General features: G+C 68.8%; 21 protein-coding genes. 19 read left to right on the forward strand and 2 right to left on the reverse strand.

Features of this window, described 5'->3' with window-relative positions; translation table 11 throughout:
• Positions 1–164: 164 nt before the first annotated feature.
• Both VJT49_RS03210 and VJT49_RS03215 read left to right on the forward strand, forming a co-directional pair.
• The gene (locus VJT49_RS03210; protein ID WP_324163151.1) at positions 165–1,679 is read left to right on the forward strand and encodes a M1 family metallopeptidase; all 1,515 of its coding nucleotides are present in this window, start codon (positions 165–167) and stop codon (positions 1,677–1,679) included.
• Positions 1,680–1,742: 63 nt separating this feature from the next.
• Complete coding sequence (locus VJT49_RS03215; RefSeq protein ID WP_324163153.1) at positions 1,743–2,204, forward strand: DUF3592 domain-containing protein; 462 nt, start codon at positions 1,743–1,745, stop codon at positions 2,202–2,204.
• Between the two features lie 52 nt (positions 2,205–2,256).
• On the opposite strand, the gene VJT49_RS03220 is transcribed toward VJT49_RS03215, so the two are convergent.
• Together VJT49_RS03220 and VJT49_RS03225 are read right to left on the reverse strand one after the other, a co-directional pair.
• Positions 2,257–2,628 (reverse strand): zinc-ribbon domain-containing protein, encoded by a 372-nt coding sequence (locus VJT49_RS03220; RefSeq protein WP_324163155.1) that lies wholly within the window; start codon positions 2,626–2,628, stop codon positions 2,257–2,259.
• Between the two features lie 59 nt (positions 2,629–2,687).
• Positions 2,688–3,530 carry an inositol monophosphatase gene (locus tag VJT49_RS03225; protein WP_324163157.1) on the reverse strand — a complete coding sequence of 281 codons (843 nt, stop codon included), beginning with the start codon at positions 3,528–3,530 and terminating at the stop codon, positions 2,688–2,690.
• Between the two features lie 147 nt (positions 3,531–3,677).
• Between VJT49_RS03225 and VJT49_RS03230 the strand changes: the two genes are divergently transcribed.
• The 17 genes from VJT49_RS03230 to VJT49_RS03310 all read left to right on the forward strand — a co-directional run.
• A complete protein-coding gene (locus VJT49_RS03230; protein ID WP_324163158.1) occupies positions 3,678–4,799 on the forward strand; it encodes a glycosyltransferase family 1 protein in 1,122 nt (373 codons plus the stop codon).
• A gap of 3 nt (positions 4,800–4,802) precedes the next feature.
• Positions 4,803–5,915: a glycosyltransferase gene (locus VJT49_RS03235; RefSeq protein WP_324163159.1), complete on the forward strand. Its 1,113-nt coding sequence runs from the start codon at positions 4,803–4,805 to the stop codon at positions 5,913–5,915.
• 67 nt (positions 5,916–5,982) lie between these two features.
• Positions 5,983–6,684 carry a demethylmenaquinone methyltransferase gene (locus VJT49_RS03240; RefSeq protein WP_324163160.1) on the forward strand — a complete coding sequence of 234 codons (702 nt, stop codon included), beginning with the start codon at positions 5,983–5,985 and terminating at the stop codon, positions 6,682–6,684.
• Positions 6,685–6,789: 105 nt separating this feature from the next.
• Positions 6,790–8,091, forward strand: a complete 1,302-nt coding sequence (locus tag VJT49_RS03245; RefSeq protein ID WP_324163161.1) for a geranylgeranyl reductase family protein — start codon at positions 6,790–6,792, stop codon at positions 8,089–8,091.
• Between the two features lie 518 nt (positions 8,092–8,609).
• Positions 8,610–8,978, forward strand: a complete 369-nt coding sequence (locus VJT49_RS03250) for an NADH-quinone oxidoreductase subunit A (protein ID WP_324163162.1) — start codon at positions 8,610–8,612, stop codon at positions 8,976–8,978.
• Between the two features lie 6 nt (positions 8,979–8,984).
• Positions 8,985–9,527, forward strand: coding sequence for an NADH-quinone oxidoreductase subunit B family protein (locus VJT49_RS03255; protein ID WP_324163163.1), 543 nt, complete (start codon positions 8,985–8,987; stop codon positions 9,525–9,527).
• A gap of 6 nt (positions 9,528–9,533) precedes the next feature.
• Positions 9,534–10,295, forward strand: coding sequence for an NADH-quinone oxidoreductase subunit C (locus tag VJT49_RS03260; RefSeq protein WP_324163164.1), 762 nt, complete (start codon positions 9,534–9,536; stop codon positions 10,293–10,295).
• Positions 10,292–11,665 carry an NADH-quinone oxidoreductase subunit D gene (locus tag VJT49_RS03265; protein WP_324163165.1) on the forward strand — a complete coding sequence of 458 codons (1,374 nt, stop codon included), beginning with the start codon at positions 10,292–10,294 and terminating at the stop codon, positions 11,663–11,665. Before VJT49_RS03260 ends, VJT49_RS03265 begins: the two co-directional genes overlap by 4 nt.
• A complete protein-coding gene (nuoE, locus tag VJT49_RS03270; RefSeq protein ID WP_324163166.1) occupies positions 11,662–12,378 on the forward strand; it encodes an NADH-quinone oxidoreductase subunit NuoE in 717 nt (238 codons plus the stop codon). Before VJT49_RS03265 ends, nuoE begins: the two co-directional genes overlap by 4 nt.
• Positions 12,378–13,673, forward strand: a complete 1,296-nt coding sequence (nuoF, locus tag VJT49_RS03275) for an NADH-quinone oxidoreductase subunit NuoF (protein WP_324163167.1) — start codon at positions 12,378–12,380, stop codon at positions 13,671–13,673. The genes nuoE and nuoF overlap by 1 nt, the downstream gene beginning before the upstream one ends.
• The gene (locus tag VJT49_RS03280) at positions 13,670–16,150 is read left to right on the forward strand and encodes an NADH-quinone oxidoreductase subunit G (RefSeq protein WP_324163168.1); all 2,481 of its coding nucleotides are present in this window, start codon (positions 13,670–13,672) and stop codon (positions 16,148–16,150) included. The genes nuoF and VJT49_RS03280 overlap by 4 nt, the downstream gene beginning before the upstream one ends.
• On the forward strand, positions 16,147–17,469 hold the full coding sequence (gene nuoH, locus VJT49_RS03285) for an NADH-quinone oxidoreductase subunit NuoH (RefSeq protein ID WP_324163169.1): 1,323 nt from the start codon (positions 16,147–16,149) through the stop codon (positions 17,467–17,469). The genes VJT49_RS03280 and nuoH overlap by 4 nt, the downstream gene beginning before the upstream one ends.
• On the forward strand, positions 17,470–18,036 hold the full coding sequence (gene nuoI / locus VJT49_RS03290) for an NADH-quinone oxidoreductase subunit NuoI (protein WP_324163170.1): 567 nt from the start codon (positions 17,470–17,472) through the stop codon (positions 18,034–18,036).
• On the forward strand, positions 18,036–18,863 hold the full coding sequence (locus VJT49_RS03295) for an NADH-quinone oxidoreductase subunit J (protein WP_324163171.1): 828 nt from the start codon (positions 18,036–18,038) through the stop codon (positions 18,861–18,863). The genes nuoI and VJT49_RS03295 overlap by 1 nt, the downstream gene beginning before the upstream one ends.
• Positions 18,860–19,159, forward strand: coding sequence for an NADH-quinone oxidoreductase subunit NuoK (gene nuoK / locus VJT49_RS03300; RefSeq protein ID WP_324163172.1), 300 nt, complete (start codon positions 18,860–18,862; stop codon positions 19,157–19,159). Before VJT49_RS03295 ends, nuoK begins: the two co-directional genes overlap by 4 nt.
• Positions 19,160–19,216: 57 nt before the next feature.
• Positions 19,217–21,112: an NADH-quinone oxidoreductase subunit L gene (nuoL, locus tag VJT49_RS03305; protein WP_324163173.1), complete on the forward strand. Its 1,896-nt coding sequence runs from the start codon at positions 19,217–19,219 to the stop codon at positions 21,110–21,112.
• On the forward strand, positions 21,109–22,239 hold a 1,131-nt coding region (locus VJT49_RS03310), incomplete at its 3' end, for an NADH-quinone oxidoreductase subunit M (RefSeq protein ID WP_324163174.1). The genes nuoL and VJT49_RS03310, both read left to right, overlap by 4 nt.

Here is a 22,239-nt window from a genome sequence, read left to right on the forward strand (position 1 = left end):
GACCCGCGACGAGGTCTACCAACTGCTTCGACGGTACCTGGGGCATTTGACGCGCAGCCGGGCGGCTGGTCGGAGTGGTCACTACCATCGATCCCCGTCCAGGTGGTAAGAAACCTCCTTATGGCCGTATCAGGTTGACCACTGGCCGGATACGGTTCTGCCCCATGCGTCCGAGAACCAGAGCGAGTGTTGGAGCCATCTCCACCGGCCTCGCGATCATGTTGTTCACCTCCACCGCGAGCGCCGCGCCGGCCGCCGGAGCGTCCGGCGTCGGCGACCCGTATTACCCCTATGCGGGCAACGGCGGCTACGACGTGTCGCACTACGACATCCGGTTGACCTACCAGCCCGCCACCGACCTGTTGGCGGGCACCACGACGATCCTCGCGAAGACCACCCAGGAACTGTCCAGTTTCGACCTGGACTTCGGGCTGCACACCAACTCGGTTCTGGTCAACAACGTGCCGGCGTCGTTCGAAGTGGACCCGAAGGAGAACGGCGAGCTGGTCGTCACCCCGGCCAGGCCGCTGGCGGCCAACCAGACCATCACGGTCGTGGTGAACTACGCCGACACTCCGTCGAAGGTCGTCATCGACGGCTACACCGCCTGGAAGAAGACCCCCGACGGCGCGCTGGCCGTGGACGAACCGCAGAACTCCCAGTGGTGGTATCCGGCCAACGACCACCCGACCGACAAGGCCACCTACGACGTTTCCGTCGAGGTGCCGGACAACGTCGTCGCCCTGTCCAACGGGACGTTTGCCACGAACAAGTACCGGGCGGGCTGGACGTGGTGGCGGTGGCGCAGCACGCAGCCGCAGAACACCTACGCCACCACGCTCGAGATCGGTGCCTTCCAGGTCAACCAGTCGACCACGCCGGACGGGAAGCCGTTCATCACCGCGTACGACCCGGCCACGGGCGACTCCCTGGGCGCGGCGAAGGCGAGCGTCGAGCGCACCCCCGAGATCGACGCTTTCCTGGCGACCCAGTTCGGGCCTTTCCCGTTCGAGGCCCAGGGCGGCGTGGTGTCCACGGGGCTGACCTTCGCGCTGGAGGCACAGACGCGCCCGGTCTACAGTGACAAGTTCTTCCTGGCCGGGAGCAACACTTCGGTGATCGCGCACGAGAACGCGCACCAGTGGTTCGGCGACTCGGTGTCGCTGGGCAGGTGGAGCGACATCTGGTTGAACGAGGGATTCGCCAGCTACGCCGAGTACCTGTGGTCGGAGCACGAAGGCGAAGGCACCCCGGCCGAACTCGCCCAGTATATCTACGACTCGCGCCCGGCCGACGACGCGCTCTGGAAGGTGCTGCCCGGTGATCCCGGCGCGGCCAACCAGTTCGACGACGCCGTGTACGACCGGGGAGCGCTGGCGCTGCAGGCATTGCGCACCGCCGTCGGCAACGACGCGTTCTTCACGATCCTCAAGACGTGGACGGCCGCGCACCGGGGTGGAGCCGCGCGGATCAACGACTTCATCGCGCTGTCGGAGCGGATTTCCGGAAAGCCGTTGCACGACCTGTTCAACACCTGGCTGTTCACCATGGGCAAGCCCGCGGTCGGCCCGAACGGGACCAGCGCGACCACGTTCTCGACCGCCCAGGCCAAGGAGCCCAAGTCGTACCAGCGGATCGAGCGCACGCACGAACTGCTGGCGGCGGCGCACCAGTACTGACCGTGACGGGGTCCGGGGCTTGCCCCCCGGACCCCGTCGATCGTGGTGGCTATGCTCGGTCGTGTGACGACGAACCACGAGCGGCGGCAGAAGGTCGGCCGCCGCGTCGTGTTCGCGGTCGCCGTGCTGGTCAGCGTGGTGTGTGTCGGGTTGCTGCTGGCGGCGATCCGCAACGACAGCGCCATCACCGGTCACCTCGGGACGGCGAACGCCCAGGTCGACTCGGTGTCCTTCGACCGCACGATCATCCGGTTCGAAACCCCCGACGGGATCGTGCACATCCCCGCCAACGGCGTGCTCTACCCGGCCGGCCTGGTCGCGGGCGACCTGGTGCGGATCGAGTACGACACCGCGAACCCCGAGCTGGCGCGGGTCGCCGGCCGCACCGCGACGCTCACCCTGTTGCCCCTCGGCACGACGTTGCTGATCACCTGGCTGGTCGCGGGCGGCCTGCTGTGGTGGATCCGGCACCGCGCCCATGCGGTGGCCGCGGTGCGGGAACCAGCGACCGTGGCCGGTTCATAGCGCGTGCCGCACCGCAAGCGGCTCCGCCGCTTCTGAAGCACGACCTGGAGAGTTACCGCCCGGGGTGGGGTGGCTGCTGCGGGAACGGCGGCTGCTGTTGCGGGAGCCCGCCGGGCGCCGGGTAGCCGGGCTGCAGGTACTGGGGCGTCCGCGGTTGCGGCGCGGGCGCCTGCGGCTGATGCGCCGGGGACTGCTGGACGGCGAGGACCTGCTGGGCCTCGGCCTTGCTCAGCTGGTTCGTCGCGCCGCAGAACGTGCACACCGTGAAGTACTTGGAGCTGATCGGGAACAGCGGGATGAAGAACAGGGTGAACTTCGTGACCGCCCGGCGCAACGCGTGCGCGGTGGGGTTGTGGCACTGTCCACAAAGGTAGGTCGCGGTCGCCAGGTGCAGGACGCGCTTCCGCCAGCCGTAGATGAGCATCGGTTTCCCTCCAGAGTCGTGCCTCCGACGCACGAACCCTACGCGTGGTTCCGAACCGCTCAGGCAGCCGTGGCCGAGGCGGCCTTCTGCCACCAGGAAAGAACCTGCTCAGCGGCGCTCGGGGCGGCGACGAGCAGCCCGTCCGCCGGTAACGCGGTGTCCTCGCCGCGGCGGTCCAGCACGACGGCTCCGGCCTCGATGGCGAGTGCCACCGAACCGGCCACGTCCCATTCGTGGTAGCTGTGCAGCACCGCGGCGACGGCGTGGCCGAGCGCGACCTGCGCGATCGACAGGGCCGCCGAGCCGAGCACCCGCACCCCCGCGTGCGCTCCGGCGGCATGCTGGATGAACTCGCCCATTCCCGGCCACGGTCCCTTGCGGGCCAGTTCGGTGCACACGATCGCGCTCTCGGTGTGGCCACGGTCGACCAGGCGCATGGGCTTCCCGTTCGCACGGGCGCCCCGACCTCGGGCGGCGGCGTAGATCTGCGCGCGGTACGGGTCGGCGACCACCCCGACCACTGGGCCGTAGGCGTCGATCAACGCGAGGCTGTAGGCGCACCAGGGCATTCCGGCGACGTAGTTCGCGGTGCCGTCGACCGGGTCGACCACCCAACGGTAGGGCGCGTCACCGGCGCCCAGGTCGGCCCCGAACTCCTCGCCCACAACGGGAATCCCGGGAAACTCGGCGGTCAGCACCCGGCGGGTGTGCCGTTCGAGGGTCCGGTCGGTGTCGGTGACCCAGTCGAAGGGGGAGTCCTTGGTCTCCGGATGTGCGCCTCTGCCCGCGGTCGCGGTGATCACGTCGGTGGCCTCGTTGGCCAGCCGTCCGGCAACCTCGAGCGCGCGCGACAGCAGGCCAGGTTCGACCGGCTGGGCGGGGCGGGCGGAGAGCAGGGTCACGCCCGTCGAGTGTGGCCGCGCCGAGTGTCCGGAACGCTACGGGGAGATGAAGAACCAACTTCCTGTTTTCGATTAATCCGCCGAACCCCGAAGAGTTCACCTGCGAGTAGGTGCGCCGGTAACGCGCCGAATGTCATGGTCGGTGTTGTGCGAGTCGCCATTGTCACCGAAAGCTTCCTCCCGCAGGTGAACGGCGTGACCAACTCCGTGCTCCGAGTGGTGGAACACCTGCGCGAGCGAGCCCACGACGTGCTGGTCGTCGCCCCCGGGCTGACCGGGCCCACGGAATACCGGGGCGCCCCGGTGGTCCGGATTCCGGCGGTGGACCTGCCCGTGGTGAACTCGCTGCCGGTCGGCCTGCCGACCAGAACCGTGCTCACCACGCTGGCGGCGTTCGGGCCGGACGTGGTGCACCTGGCGTCGCCGGTCGTGGTCGGCGCCCGGGGACTGGCCGCCGCGCGGCGCCTTCGCGTTCCGTCGATCGCCGTCTATCAGACCGACATCGCCGGCTTCGCGACCGCGTACGGCCTCGGTCTTGGCGCGCGGGCGGCCTGGCGCTGGGTGCGGCGACTGCACAGCAGGGCCGACCGCACCCTCGCTCCGTCCACGCAGTCCGTACAGGACTTGCGGGCGCATGGCGTGCCGCGGGTGCACCGCTGGGGCCGCGGAGTCGATGTCGAGCGGTTTTCACCGGCCTACGCGGATCCGGCACTGCGGGCCGAACTCGCGCCCAACGGGGAACTGCTCGTCGGATTCGTCGGCCGCCTCGCCCCGGAAAAGGAGGTCGACCGGCTGGCGGCACTGGCCGGGATGGCCGGGGTGCGAGTGGTCATCGTCGGCGACGGGCCCGAACTGGACCTGATCAGAGAGCGCATTCCCGACGCCGCGTTCCTTGGCGCGCGCTACGGCGAGGAGCTGTCGGCGGCCTACGCGAGCCTGGACGTTTTCGTCCACACCGGCCCGCACGAGACGTTCTGCCAGGCCGTGCAGGAGGCGATGGCGTCCGGGCTGCCGGTGCTGGCGCCGGACGCGGGCGGCCCGCGGGATCTCGTGCTACCCGGCCGCACCGGTTACCTGCTCCCGGCCGACCGGGCGGGGTTCGCCGCCGAACTGCCTCGCCGGATCGACGATCTGCGTGATCCGGCGCTGCGGGCGCGGCTCGGGCAGAAGGCGCGCAAGGTGGTGCTCGGCCGGACCTGGCCCGCGGTGTGCGCGGAACTGGTCGGCCACTACGAAGCCGTGACCGGCCGAGTGGCCGAAGCGGCGTGAGCCGTGCACGTTGTTCAACTCGCCAACTTCTACGGACCGAGGTCGGGCGGGCTGCGCACGGCCCTGAACCACCTCGGCGCCGGGTATGTGGCGAACGGCCATCGCGTCACGCTCGTGGTCCCCGGGCACCGTTTCGATGACGAGATGCTGCCGACCGGGGTGCGCCGGATTTCCCTGCCCGCGCCCAAGATCCCGGGCACCGGTGGTTATCGCGCGGTCGATCCGTACCGGGTGCGGGGGCTGCTTCGCGCGCTGACGCCCGACCGGCTCGAGGTGTCGGACCGGCTCACCCTGCGCGGGATGGGCGCGTGGGCCCGGCGTAACGGCGTGCCCAGCCTGGTGATCTCCCACGAGCGGCTGGACCGGCTGCTGAAGCAGTTCCTGGTGCCCGGCCCGCTGGCCCGCAAGGTCGCCGACGTGGCCAACCGGCGGATGGCCGAGAGCTACGACCGGGTCGTGTGCACCACGGCCTTCGCCCGTGAGGAGTTCGACCGGATCGGCGCGCCCAACGTGCAGCGGGTCCCGCTCGGTGTGGACCTCGCCACCTTCGCGCCCGGAAACCGGGACGGCGCTTGGCGCCAGGACCTGGCCCGCGGCGCCGACGCGCTTATTGTCCACTGTGGACGGTTGTCGCCGGAGAAGCACGTGGAGCGCAGCGTGGACACCGTGGCCGAGCTCACCGAGTCGGGCGCCGCGGTGCGGCTGGTCATCGCCGGCGACGGGCCCCGCCGGCGCGCGCTGGAACGCCGTGCCCGCGGCCTGCCGGTCACCTTCCTCGGCTTCGTGTCCGATCGGAGCACCGTGGCCCGCCTGCTGGCCAGCGCCGATGTCTCGCTCGCGCCCGGCCCACATGAGACATTCGGGCTGGCCGCGCTGGAAGCGCTCGCCTCGGGCACGCCCGTGGTGGTCTCGGCGTCTTCGGCGCTGCGCGAGATCGTGCGTCCTGGATGCGGGGCGGCGGTGGCGGACATGGCACCGGCCTTCGCCTCGGCCGTGACCGGGCTGCTGGACAGCCCCGAGGACTTTCGCCGCGCGGCCGCCCGCGCCCGCGCCGAGGAGTTCGCCTGGCCGGCCTCCGTCCAGGGCATGCTCGCCGTTCTCCCCAGCCCGCACTGAGGGCCGCCCGCCAGCCCACCCCACCCTCGACGGAGGCGCGTGGGGGCCACCGCACTACATTCCAAGCATGCGAGCCAGTCTGGACAAGGAGCCGCACGAGGTCGCCGCCATGTTCGACGGTGTCGCCTCCGGTTACGACCGGGCCAACTCCGTCATGACGTTCGGCTTCGACCGGCGCTGGCGAACCACCACCGCACACGTCCTCGGCGCGCGGCGGGGGGAGCGGGTGCTCGACCTCGCCGCGGGCACCGGGGTGTCCACCCAGAGGTACGCCAGCGGTGGCGCCTGGTGCCTGGCCGCCGACTTCTCGCTCGGCATGCTCCGTAACGGCCTGCACCGCAAGGTGCCGATGGTGGCCGCCGACGCGTTGCACCTGCCGTTCTCCGACAACAGCTTCGACGCGGCGACGATCAGTTTCGGCATCCGCAACTTCGTCGACACCAAGGCCGCGCTGATCGAGATCGCCCGCGTGGTCCGGCCCGGCGGCAGGCTGGTGGTCTGCGAGGTGTCCACGCCCACACCGCCGCCCATCCGGTTCCTGTACCGGAAGATCATCCGGCGCGCGACGACCATGCTCGGCCGGTTCGCCTCGTCCAACCCGGAGGCGTACACCTACCTGGCCGAGTCGATGGCGACCTGGCCCGATCAGCGCGCCCTCGCCGAGATCATCGCTTCGGCCGGGTGGCAGCGGGTCGAATGGCTGAACCTCACGTTCGGTGTCGTCGCGATCCACCGCGCGATCAAGCCACCCGTAGACTCGGCTCAGTGACTGACGTTCCTGCTCAACGTGACATGCCTCGTCAAGACGAGGTGCCGCACCAGGTACCCGATCCTGGGGCAGGGCTCCGATCAAGGAAAATGTGAGGTAGACGCGGTGGAGAGCCCTGGCCACGCGAGCGAGTGCGAAGACAACACAGCTCAGGTGATCGTGGTCGGCGCGGGTCCGGCAGGCTCGACCGCGGCCACGTATCTGGCGCGCGCGGGGCTCGACGTGCTGCTTCTGGAGAAAACCACGTTCCCGCGCGAGAAGGTCTGCGGCGACGGGCTGACCCCGCGCGGCGTCAAGCAGCTGATCGACCTGGGCATCGACACCAGCCGGGAAGCCGGCTGGGTGCACAGCCGTGGCCTGCGCATCCTCACCGGCCGGCGCACGCTCGAACTCGACTGGCCCGAACTGACCAGCTATCCGCCGTACGGCGTTTCCCGCACGCGGCACGACTTCGACGACCTGCTGGCCAAGACCGCGGTCAAGGCGGGCGCGCGGCTGCGGGAGCAGACCACGGTCACGGGCGCGCTGACCGGCGAGCGCACCGGCCGGGTGATCGGCGTCGAGGCGAAGACCGGTCCGGACAAGGCCCCGGTGACCTACCGCGCGCCGCTCGTCCTGGCCTGCGACGGCGTGTCGTCGCGGCTCGCGCGTTCGGTGGGCATCGAGACGAGCGAGAAACGGCCGATGGGCGTGGCGGTGCGCCGCTACTACAAGAGCCCGCGCCACGACGACGAGTTCATCGAAGGGCACCTCGAGCTCTGGGACCGCGGCGACCCGCGCGATCCGAAACTGCTGCCCGGCTATGGCTGGGCGTTCCCGCTCGGGGACGGCACCGTGAACGTCGGCCTCGGCATGCTGTCCACGTCGAAAGCGTTTCGCAACACCGACTACCGCGCACTGCTGCGCCAGTGGCTGGACTCGACGCCGGAGGAGTGGGGGTTCCGCGAGGAGAACGCCATCGGCCGGATCGGGGGCGCCGGGCTCCCCATGGGCTTCAACCGCACCCCGCACTACCGCGACGGCCTGCTGCTGCTCGGCGACGCCGGCGGGATGGTGAGCCCGTTCAACGGCGAGGGCATCTCGGCGGCGATGGAGTCGGCGCAACTCGCGGCGGAGGTCGTCGGTCAGGCGCTGGCCCGCCCGGAGGGCCCGTCGCGGGAGCGTGCGCTGTGCGGGTACCCGGTGGCGCTCAAGGAGTTGATGGGCGGTTACTACCGGCTCGGCAACCTCTTCGCCAAGGCCATCGGCAACCCGAAGGTGATGCACGCGGCCACCAGGTACGGGCTGCGGGTCAACCCCCTGATCCCGTTGATATACAAGGGACTTTCCGGCTGCTACGACGCCAGCGGTGGCGACGGCGTCGACCGGCTGATCTCGCTGGCCGCCCGGCTCACCCCGAGCGCATGAGGCGTGAACGCCGCGCGGAACGGGCCCGGTGACGGGGAGTGACGCCGTACCCGGGCGGGGAGGCGGGCCGTCGTCGCTGTGGACCGCTGGTCCCGTTCTCCGCACATGGACACGTTTCGGCTGGTCAGCGGGCTGCACTAGGGTGATCTCCCGGGCATCACCGCAGGTCAGCGGCTCATGTGTAAAATACCCGGCCAGCCGGCGGCTGGCCGGCGATGTCGCGGCCCGTGCATGGCGCGACACCGTGTGAAACATCACAGTTACCAAGCGACACAAAGGTGATCTTGATCCTTTGGTGCTGGTCCAGGCTGTTGGTCACCCGAGCGGTGGCACCGAGGTTAGGTCGCCCTCAAACCAAAGCCCCCGAGACAACAATGTGAGCGCCGTCCTACACTGCACCCATGCTTTGTGAACCGCTTCACAACTTCGTCGGGAAGCTTGTGAATGATTTCACAAGCGACGAGGGTTCCGCGACGCGGGTCGCGAGGAACACAGTGTTGTGGAAGGGGCGCTAGCCGATGTCCTTGGCCCAATATCTGCCGCTCGTCCTGCTGTTCGCACTCGCCGCGGCGTTCGCCGTGTTCTCGGTGCTGCTCGGCCCGCTGGTCGGCCCCACCCGGTACAACAAGGCGAAACTGCAGGCGTACGAATGCGGCATCGAGCCGTCGCCGCAGCCGCTGGTGGGTGGCGGCCGGATGCCCGTCGCCTATTACATCACCGCGATGCTGTTCATCCTGTTCGACATCGAAATGGTCTTCCTCTACCCGTTCGCGGTGACGGCCGACGCGCTCGGTGTGTTCGGCCTGGTGGAGATCGTGCTGTTCATCGCCACGGTCGGGTTCGCCTACGCCTACGTGTGGCGGCGCGGCGGCCTGGATTGGAACTAGTGAGTCATGGGTCTGGAAGAAAAGCTCCCGAACGGAATTTTGCTGGCCAGCCTGGAAGGCCTGGTCAACTGGGCGCGGAAGAACTCGCTGTGGCCGGCCACCTTCGGTCTCGCCTGCTGCGCGATCGAGATGATGACGGTCGGCGGTTCCCGCTACGACATCGCCCGGTTCGGCATGGAGCGGTTCAGCGCCACCCCCCGGCAGGCGGACCTGATGATCGTCGCGGGCCGGGTGACCCAGAAGATGGCGCCGGTGCTCCGGCAGATCTACGACCAGATGGCCGAGCCGAAGTGGGTGCTGGCGATGGGGGTGTGCGCTTCCTCGGGCGGCATGTTCAACAACTACGCGGTGGTTCAGGGCGTGGACCACATCGTGCCGGTCGACATGTACCTGCCCGGTTGCCCGCCCAGGCCGGAGATGCTGCTGGACGCGATCCTCAAGCTGCACGCCAAGATCCAGGACGAGCCGATGGGCCCGCGCCGCGCCGCGCTCAAGGCGGGCCACCGGACCGAACTGGTGCCGTCGTCGATCAAATACGCGAAGAAGTGATACGGAATGTCTGAAGAGAAACCGGTCACCGGCGGCGAGCAGTCCAGCGCCGAGCGGGCCGAGCAGGGCCTGGAGCCGCGCGGGCCCCGGCCGGCTCAGCCGGTGGTCGCCGGCCGGGCGCGTAAGGGCATGTTCGGGGTGTCCGACACCGGGGACACCTCGGGCTACGGCGGGCTGCGGCTGCCCGCTTACACGCCGGCCCCCGCAGAGCGCCCGTACGGCGGCTGGTTCGACGAGTTCGCCGACCAGTTCTTCGCCGCGCTGGCCGAAAACGGGGTGCCCGCGGAGGCGGTGCAGCAGGTCACCGTGGACCGCGGCGAGATCACCCTGTACGTCGACAAGACGCATCTGGTGAAGATGTGCCGGATCCTGCGCGACGACGCGGGACTGCGGTTCGAGCTGTGCAGCTCGGTGTCCGGAGTGGACTACGGCCCGGACGTGCCGCAGCGGCTGCATTCGGTGTACCACCTGACTTCGATGACCTACCGGCGGCGGATCCGGCTCGAGGTCACGCTCGACTGCAACGACGCTGACGATCCCCACGTGCCGTCCATTGTGGAGGTCTACCCGACCGCCGACTGGCAGGAACGGGAGGCCTATGACATGTTCGGCATCGTCTACGACGGCCACCCGGCGCTGACCCGCATCCTGATGCCGGACGACTGGGACGGGCACCCGCAGCGCAAGGACTACCCGCTCGGCGGGATCCCGGTGGAATACAAGGGCGCGGAGATCCCGCCCCCGGACCAGCGGAGGTCGTACTCGTGACGAACACAGAGCGCCTTTCGGACGTCACGACCGGAACGGACACCACCGGTAAGGGTGCGGACAGCGCACCCTACGCGGCGTCGCGGGAGACCACCGAGGGCCGGGTCTACCACGTCAGCGGCGGCGACTGGGACGACGTGCTCACCGACGCCGAGCACGACGAGCGCATGGTCATCAACATGGGCCCGCAGCACCCGTCCACGCACGGCGTGCTCCGGCTCGTGCTGGAGCTGGAGGGGGAGACGGTCACCCAGCTCAGGTCCGTGATCGGGTACCTGCACACCGGGATCGAGAAGAACCTCGAATACCGCACCTGGACCCAGGGCGTCACCTTCGTGACGCGGATGGACTACCTCGCGCCGCTGGCCAACGAGATGGCCTACTGCCTCGCGGTCGAAAAGCTCCTCGGTGTCGAGGTGCCCCGGCGGGCCCAGCTTATCCGCGTGCTCCTGCTGGAGATCAACCGGATCGGCTCACACCTGGTCTACATCGCCACCGGCGGCATGGAACTGGGTGCCACCACGGCCATGACCTTCGGTTTCCGCGAGCGCGAAGAGGTGCTGCACCTGCTGGAGTACCTGACCGGCCTGCGGATGAACCACGCGTTCATCCGGCCGGGCGGGGTCGCGCAGGACCTGCCCACCGACCACCACGAGAAGATCAGCGAGTTCATCAAGGTGATGAGCAAGCGGCTTCCGTTGTACGACAAGCTGTTCACCGGCCAGCCGATCTGGCGCAACCGGCTCAAGGGCGTCGGTTACCTGCCGGTGGACGCCTGCCTCGCGCTCGGGGCCACCGGTCCGGTGCTGCGCTCGGCCGGGCTGGCGTGGGACCTCCGGAAGATCGAGCCGTACTCGTGCTACGACGAGTTCGACTTCGGGGTGCCGACCCGCACGGAGGCGGACTGCTGGGCGCGGTACCTGTGCCGGGTCGAGGAGATGCACGAGTCGCTGCGGATCATCCGGCAGGTGCTGAAGAAACTCGAACCCGGCCCGGTCATGGTGGCGGACAAGAAGATCGCGTGGCCGGCCCAGCTGTCGATCTCCAGCGACGGCATGGGCAACTCGCTCGAGCACGTGCGCAAGATCATGGGCCAGTCGATGGAGTCGCTGATCCACCACTTCAAGCTGGTCACCGAGGGCTTCAAGGTGCCGCCGGGGCAGGTTTACGTGCCGGTGGAGTCGCCGCGCGGCGAGCTCGGCTACCACGTGGTGTCCGACGGCGGCACGAAACCGTGGCGGGTGCACGTCCGCGACCCCAGTTTCGTCAACCTGCAGTCGATGCCCGCGATGTCCGAAGGCGGTCTGGTCGCGGACGTGATCGCCGCGGTGGCCTCGATCGACCCGGTGATGGGGGGAGTTGACAGGTGACTCGAGCACAGGTTTTCAGTTCCGAGATCGTGGAGAAGGCGCGGAGCATCGTCGCGCGCTATCCGCAGTCGAGGTCGGCGTTGCTGCCGATGCTGCACCTCGTGCAGTCGGTTCAGGGCCACGTCAGCCAGGAGGGCATCGACTTCTGCGCCGAGCAGCTCGGCCTGTCCGAGGCCGAGGTCAGCGCCGTGGTCACGTTCTACACGATGTACAAGCGGCGGCCCTGCGGTGAGCATCTGGTCAGCGTGTGCACCAACACACTGTGCGCGGCGCTCGGCGGCGACGCGATCTACGCCAGGCTGTCCGAGCAGTTCGGGGTCGGGCACGAGGAAACCGCGGGCGAGCCCGGTGAACCGGGGTCGATCACCCTGGAGCACGTCGAATGCCTCGCGGCCTGCGACCTCGCCCCGGTGCTGCAGGTCAACTACGAGTACTACGACAAGCAGACGCCCGAGTCGGCGGCCGAGCTGGTGGCGGCCCTGCGGCGCGGAGAGAAGCCGGCGCCGACCCGGGGCGCCCCGCTGAGCGACTTCAAGGGCGCCGAGCTGCAGTTGGCGGGATTCTTCCCGGAAGACGAGGAAACCTACCGGTCCGAGGTGGACGGTCGTTCGCAGGCGGTGGAGACCCTGCGGGGTGCCGCGCTCGCCCGGGACCGCGGCTGGACCGCGCCGGTGATGGAGGACGTGCCCCTTCCAGAAGTAGGGACCAAGTAATGGCTGATCCGTTGACTCCGGTGCTGACCAAACGCTGGCTCTCGCCGAACTCCTGGCGACTGTCCACCTACGAGCAGCTCGAGGGTTACACCGCGATCCGCAAGGCGCTGGCCGGGACCCCGGAACAGCTCGTCCAGCTGATCAAGGACGCCGGCCTGCGCGGCCGTGGCGGCGCGGGCTTCCCCGCGGGCCTCAAGTGGTCGTTCATGCCGCCCAACGAGGACAAGCCGCACTACCTGGTGATCAACGCCGACGAGGGCGAACCCGGGACCTGCAAGGACATTCCGCTGATGATGGCGGACCCGCACTCGCTGCTGGAAGGCTGCGTCATCGCCTCCTACGCGATGCGGTCCCACCACTGCTTCATCTACGTGCGCGGCGAGGCGTTGCACTGCGTGCGGCGCCTGAACGCCGCGGTACGCGAGGCGTACGACGCGGGGTATGTGGGCCGGAACATCCTCGGCACCGGCTACGACCTCGACATCACCGTGCACGCCGGAGCGGGTGCCTACATCTGTGGCGAGGAGACCGCGCTGCTGGACTCGCTGGAAGGACGGCGAGGCCAGCCCCGGCTCAAGCCGCCGTTCCCGGCCGCCGCCGGCCTGTACGCGGCGCCGACGACGGTGAACAACGTGGAGACCATCGCCAGCGTGCCGTTCATCGTCAACGCGGGTTCGGACTGGTTCCGCCAGATGGGCCGCGAGAAGTCGCCGGGCCCGAAGATCTACTCGATTTCCGGGCACGTGGAACGGCCCGGTCAGTACGAGGCGCCGCTCGGTACGACGCTCCGGGAGCTGCTTGAACTGTGCGGCGGCATGAAGGACGGCATCCCGCTGAAGTTCTGGACCCCCGGCGGGTCCTCGACGCCGCTGCTGACCGCCGAACACCTGGACGTCCCGCTGGACTTCGAGGGCGCGGCGGAAGCCGGCTCGATGCTCGGCACGACGGCGGTGCAGGTCTTCAACGAGACGGTTTCCGTGCCATGGGCCGTGATGAAGTGGACGAAGTTCTACGAGCACGAGTCGTGCGGCAAGTGCACCCCGTGCCGTGAGGGCACCTACTGGCTGGCGCAGATTCTGGAGCGCATGGTCGAGGGCCGGGGCACCGAGGAGGACATCGACACCCTGCTCGACGTCTGCGACAACATCTTCGGCCGGTCGTTCTGCGCCCTCGGCGACGGCGCGGTCAGCCCGATCGTCAGTGGCATCAAGTACTTCCGGGACGAGTTCCTGGCCTTGTGTGAACGTGACAAGGCCGGGACAGCCAAGGCCGAGTTGGTGGGAGCGCGCGCATGACCATGGCGCCAAGCCGAAAAGACACAGCACCCGATTCCGAGAACGCTGTGCCCGAGGGTTACGTCAGGCTGACCATCGACGGTGAGGAGGTCATCGCGCCCAAGGGCGAGTTGCTCATCCGCACCGCCGAGCGGCTCGGCACAGTGATCCCCCGCTTCTGCGACCATCCGTTGCTCGACCCGGCGGGCGCCTGCCGCCAGTGCCTGGTCGAGGTCGAGATGGGCGGCAGGCCGATGCCCAAGCCGCAGGCCTCGTGCACCATGACGGTGGCCGACGGGATGGTGGTCAGGACCCAGCTGACCTCGCCGGTCGCGGACAAGGCGCAGCAGGGCGTGATGGAGCTGCTGCTGATCAACCATCCGCTGGACTGCCCGATCTGCGACAAGGGCGGGGAGTGCCCGCTGCAGAACCAGGCGATGGCGCACGGCCGTGCGGACTCCCGGTTCCACGACACGAAACGGACGTTCCCGAAACCGATCCCGATCTCGGCACAGATCCTGCTCGATCGAGAGCGTTGCGTGCTCTGTCAGCGTTGCACCCGGTTCTCCCAGCAGATCGCCGGGGACAACTTCCTCGACCTGCTGGAACGCGGCGCACACCAGCAGATCGGGACAGCGTCGACGGCCGAGGTCGAGGGAGCGGCCGAAAGCGACGGCGTCGGCGGGGACCGAAACCAGTCCTACTTCTCCGGCAACACCATCCAGATCTGCCCGGTCGGCGCGCTGACCAGTGCGCAGTACCGGTTCCGGTCGCGGCCGTTCGACCTGGTGTCCTCGCCGAGTGTGTGCGAACACTGTTCGTCCGGCTGTGCCGAGCGCACGGACTTCCGGCGCGGCAAGGTCATGCGCAAGCTGGCGGGCAACGACCCGGACGTCAACGAGGAATGGATCTGCGACAAGGGCCGCTTCGCGTTCCGGTACGCCCAAGCCGGCGACCGGTTGCGCCGCCCGCTGGTCCGCAACGCCTCCGGGTTGCTGGAGGAAGCGTCCTGGACGGAGGCGTTGCGAGTCGCCGCCGAGGGGCTGGTGAAGGCCCGCGAAGGCAGCGGCGCCGGGGTGCTGACCGGTGGCAGGCTGACCGTCGAGGACGCCTACGCGTACTCGAAGTTCGCCCGGATCGCCCTGCGCACCAACGACATCGACTCCCGGGCCCGTGCACATTCGGCCGAGGAACTGGAGTTCCTGGCCTCACGGGTGGTCGGCACGAACCCGGACAACGGCGTCACCTTCGCCGCGCTGGAGCACGCGCCGACCGTGCTCTGCGTGACCTTCGAGCCCGAGGAAGAGGCGCCGATCGTCTTCCTGCGGCTGCGCAAGGCGGCCCGCAAGCGCGGTGCCAGAATCGTCCACTTGGGACAGTGGAGCACGCCGTCGGTACGCAAGACCTTCGGCGAGCTGCTGGCCTGCGTCCCGGGCGAGGAACCGGCCGCGCTCGACGGGCTCGGCAGGCACGCCCCGGACCTGGAGCGGGCGCTTTCCGCGCCGGGTGCGGTCATCCTGGTCGGGGAGCGGGCGGCCGAGGTGCCGGGACTGTTCGCCGCCGTGGTCGCGCTTTCCGAGCGGACCGGCGCGAAGGTCGCGTGGATCCCGCGCCGGGCCGGTGAGCGTGGCGCGCTGGAGGTGGGCGCGGCCCCGTCGCTGCTCCCGGGCGGCCGCCCGGTCACCGACGCGGCGGCACGCGCCGAGGTCGAGTCCCACTGGGGCGTCCCGATCCCGGCCAAGCCCGGCCGAGACACCAACGGCATCCTCAGGGCCGCCGCGGAGGGCGGGCTGTCCGGCCTGGTCATCGGCGGTGTCGACCCCGACGACCTGCCGGACCCGGAACTGGCCCGGCGGGCGCTGGAGTCCGCGGACTTCATCGTCAGCCTCGAACTGCGGCCGAGCGCGGTCACCGAGTACGCCGACGTGGTACTGCCGATCGCCCCGGACGTGGAGAAGTCCGGCAGCTACCTGAACTGGGAAGGGCGCTCCCGCCCGTTCGACACCACGATCGAGAACACCGGCGCCCTTTCCGACTGCCGGGTCCTCGACACGCTCGCCGTCGAGATGGACGCCGACCTGTTCACCCAGACCCCGGCGGCATCCGGGGCGGACCTGGCGAGGCTGCCCAGGTTCACGCCGCGGCCCGGCACCTTCCCGGCGTCCGAGGCGGCGAAGGTCGCCTTGGCGAGTTCACAGGCGAAGCTCGCGACCTGGCGCCAGTTGCTCGACGAGGGGTCGCTGCAGGACGACGAGCCGCACCTGGCCGGAACCGCGCGCAAGGTGGTGGCGCGGCTGTCGGCCAAGACGGCCGAAAGCGTGGGCGAGACCGTGACGGTGGCCACCGACCGCGGGGAGGTCACGCTCCCGGTCGAGGTGGCGGACCTGCCCGACAACGTGGTGTGGCTCCCCGCCAACTCCACCGGCTCCCGCGTGCGCGCCACGCTCGGAGCCGGGCACGGCAGCGTGGTTTCGATCAAGGGAGGCGTCGAAGAATGACACCACTTGTGTCATCAAGCCCCTTGCTGGTGCAGGCGCAGGAGCCGTTGACTCGGGCCGAGTTGCTGGCCGACGACCCGTGGTGGCTGGTCCTGGTCAAGGCGATCGTGATCCTGCTGATCGGGCCGCTGCTGACGATCTTCCTGATCGTCTGGGAGCGCAAGGCGATCGGCCGGATGCAGAACCGGCCCGGCCCCAACCGGGTCGGCCCCGGCGGTTACCTCCAGTCCCTGGCGGACGCGGTCAAGCTGCCGTTCAAGGAACAGATCATCCCGGACACCGCCGATCGCAAGGTCTACTTCCTCGCCCCGGTGCTGTCGGCCGTCCCGGCGCTGATCGCGCTGTCGGCCATCCCGTTCGGCCCCGAGGTGTCGATCTTCGGGCAGCGCACCGTGCTGCAGTTGGTGGACCTGCCGGTCGGGGTGCTGGTGGTCCTCGCCTGCTCCTCGGTCGGGGTGTACGGGATCGTGCTGGCCGGCTGGTCGTCCGGCTCGCCGTACCCGCTGTTCGGCGGGTTGCGCTCGGCGGCGCAGGTGATCTCCTACGAGATCGCGATGGGCCTTTCACTGGTCGCGGTGGTGCTCTACGCGCGCTCACTGTCCACAGGGGACATTGTCAACGCCCAGCAGCACGGCTGGTACTTCTACCTGTTGCTGCCCAGTTTCGTGATCTACCTGATCTCCATGGTCGGCGAGACCAACCGGGCGCCGTTCGACCTGCCGGAGGCCGAGTCCGAACTGGTCGGGGGCTTCCACACCGAGTATTCGTCGATGAAGTTCGCGATGTTCTTCCTCGCCGAGTACGTCAACATGGTGATCGTCTCGGCGTTCGCGACCACGCTGTTCCTCGGCGGCTGGATGTTCCCGTTCGTCGGACTCGACTCGCCGCTGAACAAGGGCTGGCTGCCGATCATCTGGTTCTTCGTCAAGCTGTTCGTGCTGCTGTTCGGGTTCATCTGGCTCCGCGCCACGCTGCCCCGGTTCCGCTACGACCAGTTCATGAAGCTGGGCTGGAAGGTTCTGGTCCCGGTCAACCTGGTGTGGATCGTGGCCGTGGTCTCGTTCCGGACGATCGACAACTGGGGCATCAAGATCGTCGTCGGCGGCGCCATCGCGGTGCTGGTGGCGGTGACGGCCGCGCTGAGCGTGGACGCCAAACAGCCGGTCAGGACCGACTCGGTGCCGGTCACCGGTGGCGGCTACCCGTTGCCGCCGCTGGACCTGAAGGTGCCCGAGGTGCCGGAACGGGGTGCCGCGCGGAAGCGGCGCCGCCGGGTGGCGAAGACGAGCGAGCACGCGCAGATCGGGAGTGAGAGCTGAATGGGTATCTTCGATCCGATCAAGGGCTTCGGGGTCACCTTTTCGACGATGTTCAAGAAGGTGGCGACGGAGGAGTATCCCGAGGCCGGAGCCCCCGCCGCCCCCCGCTACCACGGGCGGCACCAGCTCAACCGGCATCCGGACGGGCTGGAGAAGTGCGTCGGCTGTGAGTTGTGCGCGTGGGCCTGCCCGGCGGACGCGATCTACGTCGAGGGCGGCGACAACACCGAGGACGAGCGCTACTCGCCCGGTGAGCGCTATGGCAAGGACTACCAGATCAACTACCTGCGCTGCATCGGCTGCGGCCTGTGCGTCGAGGCCTGCCCCACCAGGTCACTCACCATGATCAATTTCTACGAGATCGCCGACGACGACCGTCAGCGGCTGATCTACACCAAGGAAGACCTGCTGGCGCCGCTGCTGCCCGGCATGGAGGCGCCGCCGCACCCGATGCGGCTCGGCGACAACGAGCAGGACTACTACGTCAACGGGCCCGAACTGGCTCGTGGGCGCGGGGTTCCCGCGGGTGAAACCGTCGAGACGGCACGGGAGGAGGTTATCCAGTGATGACCGCACTCGTCCTGGCGCAGGGCGTCGACCAGCATGTCTCGGTCGCCGAGGCGATCGCGTTCTGGGTGCTCGGCCCGATCGCGCTGCTCGGGGCGCTGGGCCTGATCTTCGCCCGCAGCGCCGTGCACTCCGCGCTGTTCGTCGCGATGACGATGTTCTCCCTCGGTGTGCTGTACATGGTCCAGCAGGCGCCGTTTCTGGGCTTCACCCAGATCATCGTGTACACCGGCGCGATCATGATGCTGTTCCTGTTCGTGCTCATGCTGGTCGGCCGGGAGAGCTCGGACTCGGTGGTGGAGGTGCTGCGGGGCCAACGGCTCTGGGCCGGGATCCTCGGTGTCGGCGTCGCCGGGCTGCTGGCCACCGCGCTCACCCGCGCGCTGACCAACGTCACCCCGGCGCCCCCCGCCGACGGCACGCCGGGCGGGCTCGGGCGGATGATCTTCACCGACTACCTGTTCCCGTTCGAGCTCACCTCGGCGCTGCTGATCACCGCGGCGCTGGGTGCGATGGTGCTGGCGTTCACCGACAAGCGTGGCCGCCGCCGCACCCAGAAGGAACTCGTCGAAGCCCGGTTCCGGGGCGAGTACGAGCGGATCTCGCCGAAGCCCGGCCCCGGTGTCTTCGCCACCTCCCATTCGGTCGCCACCCCGGCGCTTCTGCCGGACGGCTCGGTGGCCCCGGAGTCGCTGTCGGCGATCATCGAGTCCACGCCGACCGCGCGGCTCGAAGCGGAACGCAAGGTCGTCGAAGGCACCGAACCCAAGCCGGACGCGCACGCACTCATCGGATCGGATGCCGAAGAAACAGGGGCGGGCAAATGACTCCCACGTACTACCTGCTGTTGTCGGGGTTGCTGTTCACCATCGGCGCGGTCGGCGTGCTGGTGCGGCGCAACACGATCGTGGTGTTCATGTGCATCGAGCTGATGCTCAACGCGGTGAACCTCACGCTCGTCACGTTCTCGCGGATCAACGGCGGGCTCGACGGCCAGGTGATGGCGTTCTTCGTGATGGTCGTGGCCGCCGCGGAGGTCGTGGTCGGCCTGGCGATCATCATGGCGATCTTCCGCACCCGGCGCTCGGCTTCCGTCGACGACACGAACCTGCTCAAGTACTGAGAGCCCCGCCCGCCACCCTCAACGGAGGCGCTGGCGCGCCGCAGAAAGGACTCATGTGTGATCGCATCATCGTGGCTGCTGGTCGCGTTCCCGGCCCTGGGTGCGCTGGTCCTGTTGGCCGGTGGCAGGCGCACCAACCCGTGGGGCCACCTGCTCGGTTGCGCGACCGTCATCCTGTCCTTTGTGTACGGCCTGGTGCTGTTCTTCGGCAGCGACGGCAAGCCGGCCGACACGAAGTTCTTCTCCTGGATCCCGGTCGAGAGCCTGCAGGTCGACTTCGGGTTCCGCATCGACGCGCTGTCCCTGGTCTTTGTCCTGCTGATCACCGGTGTCGGCTCGCTGATCCACGTCTACTCGATCGGCTACCTGGCCGATGATCCGGACAAGCGCAGGTTTTTCGGCTACCTGAACCTGTTCGTGGCCTCGATGCTCGTGCTGGTGCTCGGCAACAACTTCGTCACCCTCTACCTGGGCTGGGAGGGCGTCGGCCTGGCGTCCTACCTGCTGATCGGGTGGTACCAGGACCGGCCGTCCGCGGCGACCGCGGCGAAGAAGGCCTTCCTGATGAACCGGGTCGGCGACGTCGGCCTGGCACTGGCGATCTTCCTGATGTTCAAGTACCTCGGCACGGTCAGCTACGCGGGCGTGTTCGCCAACATCGGGCACGCGCCGCCCGGCGTGATCACCGCGATGGCGCTGCTGCTCCTGCTCGGCGCCTGCGGCAAGTCCGGCCAGTTCCCGTTGCAGGCCTGGCTTCCGGACGCGATGGAGGGCCCGACCCCGGTGTCCGCCCTGATCCACGCGGCAACGATGGTCACCGCCGGGGTCTACCTGGTGGCGAGGTCGAACCCGATCTTCGACGAGACCGCGACCGGTCGCCTGCTGGTGGCCCTCGTCGGCGCGGTGACGCTGCTGATCGGATGTGTCATCGGGTGCGCCTACGACGACATCAAGAAGGTCCTTGCCTACTCCACGGTGAGCCAGATCGGGTACATGATGCTGGCGGTGGGGCTCGGCCCGTTCGGCTACGCGCTCGGCATCATGCACCTGCTCACCCACGGCTTCTTCAAGGCGGGCCTGTTCCTCGGCGCCGGTTCGGTCATGCACGGCATGAACGACGAGGTCGACATGCGGAGGTTCGGCGGCCTCCGCAAGCACATGCCGATCACCTTCGTCACCTTCGGCCTCGGTTACCTCGCGCTGATCGGGTTCCCGTTCCTGTCCGGGTACTTCTCGAAGGACGCGATCATCGAGGCGGCGTTCGGCCGGCCGGGCTGGCAGGGCTGGGTGTTCGGCCTCGCCGCGATGCTGGGCGCCGGCCTGACCGCGTTCTACATGACCCGCCTGATGCTGATGACCTTCTTCGGCAAGGAACGCTGGAAAAACCTTCGCACCGATGAGGGCAAGGAGTTCCACCCGCACGAGTCGCCCCGCGTGATGACCGTGCCGATGATCATCCTGGCGGTCGGCTCGATCGGCGCCGGCGCGTTCTTCTCGCTCGGCCACCGGCTGACGAACTGGCTCGAGCCGTCGCTCGGCGGCCTCGAAGAGGCTGAGCACTCGGCGCTGCCGCCCGCGCTGGTGCCCTGGCTGACCATCGCTCTCGCGGCGCTCGGCGTGCTCGTCGCGTGGCTCGTGGTGGGTAGGCGGGACACTCCGGTCGAGCGGCCCGCAGGGGTGTCGGCGCCGGTCCGGGCCGCGCGGAAGGACCTCTACGGCAACGCGCTGAACGAGACCCTCGTGGCGCGGCCCGGCCTGTGGCTCACGCGGTTCTCGGTGTTCCTGGACAGCCGGGGCGTCGACGGCGCGGTAAACGGTCTCGCCGCGGGTCTGGGCGGCGGGTCGGGACGCCTGCGAAGGCTGCAAACCGGTTTCGTCCGGTCGTATGCGCTCTCCATGCTCGCCGGCTCGTTCGTCCTGGTGGCGGCTCTGCTCCTGGTGAGGTTCTCATGACTTGGGTACTGGCCCTCATCCTCCTGCCGCTGGTCGGCGCGCTCGCGCTCACGCCGTTCAAGCAGAACGACCGGCTGGCCACGCGGATCGCGCTCGCCTTCGCGTTGCTGGAACTGGTGCTGATCATTCCACTGTGGACGGTTTACTCGCCCGGTGGCGCACGCATCCAGCAGGCCACGTCGATGGACTGGATCCCGTCCTTCGGCATCCACATCTCGTTCGGCGTCGACGGGATCGCGCTCGTCATGATCGCGGTGATCGCATTCCTGGTGCCCATCGTGATGGGGGCGCTGGGCACCGCCGACCGGCTGCCGGAAGGCCGCAGCGTGGCCGGGTTCTTCGCGCTGATCATGGTGCAGGAGGCACTGACCATCGCGGTGTTCGCGGCGACCGACGTCTTCCTGTTCTACGTGCTGTTCGAGATCATGCTGATCCCGATGTACTTCCTCATCGGCGGCTACGGCGGCGCGAACCGGCAGTACGCGGCGGTGAAGTTCTTCCTGTACTCGTTCCTCGGCGGCTTGATCATGCTGGCGTCGGCGATCGGCGCCTACGCGCTGGTGCCCGGCAACGGCACGTTCGACTGGGCCACCCTGGTCACGGTCGTGCGGGACGCGCCGCTGTCCACGCAGATCTGGCTGTTCCTCGGCTTCTTCCTGGCGTTCGCGATCAAGGCGCCGCTGGTGCCGTTCCACACCTGGCTGCCCGACGCGGCCGGTGAGGCGCCGATCGGGGTCGCGGTGCTGCTGGTCGGCGTGCTGGACAAGGTCGGCACGTTCGGGTTCCTGCGGTACTGCCTGCCGATGTTCCCCGAAGCCAGCAAGACGCTGGCACCGCTGGTGCTCGTGCTGGCCGTGATCGGCGTGCTCTACGGGTCGATCCTCGCGGCCGGGCAGCAGGACATGAAGCGGTTCGTGGCGTACGTTTCGATCGCCCACTTCGGGTTCATCGCGCTGGGCATCTTCTCGTTCTCCAGCCAGGCCTTCGCCGGCGCCACGCTCTACATGGTCAACCACGGCATCACCACCGGCATGCTGTTCATCGTCGTCGGCATGGTGATCATCCGGGGTGGCTCGCGCCTGATCTCCGACTACGGCGGCCTGTCGAAGGTGACCCCGGCGCTGGCC

It is taken from the genome of Amycolatopsis sp. (genome assembly GCF_035276945.1).
Lineage (GTDB): Bacteria > Actinomycetota > Actinomycetes > Mycobacteriales > Pseudonocardiaceae > Amycolatopsis_E.

Coding starts and splice junctions, on each gene's coding strand:
- VJT49_RS03220 (WP_324163155.1), bottom strand. CDS start 2,628: ATGCTCATCTACGGCTGGCGGAAGCGCGTCCTGCACCTGGCGACCGCG.
- nuoK (WP_324163172.1), top strand. CDS start 18,860: ATGACTCCCACGTACTACCTGCTGTTGTCGGGGTTGCTGTTCACCATC.
- VJT49_RS03210 (WP_324163151.1), top strand. CDS start 165: ATGCGTCCGAGAACCAGAGCGAGTGTTGGAGCCATCTCCACCGGCCTC.
- VJT49_RS03255 (WP_324163163.1), top strand. CDS start 8,985: ATGGGTCTGGAAGAAAAGCTCCCGAACGGAATTTTGCTGGCCAGCCTG.
- VJT49_RS03280 (WP_324163168.1), top strand. CDS start 13,670: ATGACCATGGCGCCAAGCCGAAAAGACACAGCACCCGATTCCGAGAAC.
- VJT49_RS03240 (WP_324163160.1), top strand. CDS start 5,983: ATGCGAGCCAGTCTGGACAAGGAGCCGCACGAGGTCGCCGCCATGTTC.
- nuoH (WP_324163169.1), top strand. CDS start 16,147: ATGACACCACTTGTGTCATCAAGCCCCTTGCTGGTGCAGGCGCAGGAG.
- nuoI (WP_324163170.1), top strand. CDS start 17,470: ATGGGTATCTTCGATCCGATCAAGGGCTTCGGGGTCACCTTTTCGACG.
- VJT49_RS03295 (WP_324163171.1), top strand. CDS start 18,036: ATGACCGCACTCGTCCTGGCGCAGGGCGTCGACCAGCATGTCTCGGTC.
- VJT49_RS03250 (WP_324163162.1), top strand. CDS start 8,610: ATGTCCTTGGCCCAATATCTGCCGCTCGTCCTGCTGTTCGCACTCGCC.
- VJT49_RS03260 (WP_324163164.1), top strand. CDS start 9,534: ATGTCTGAAGAGAAACCGGTCACCGGCGGCGAGCAGTCCAGCGCCGAG.
- nuoF (WP_324163167.1), top strand. CDS start 12,378: ATGGCTGATCCGTTGACTCCGGTGCTGACCAAACGCTGGCTCTCGCCG.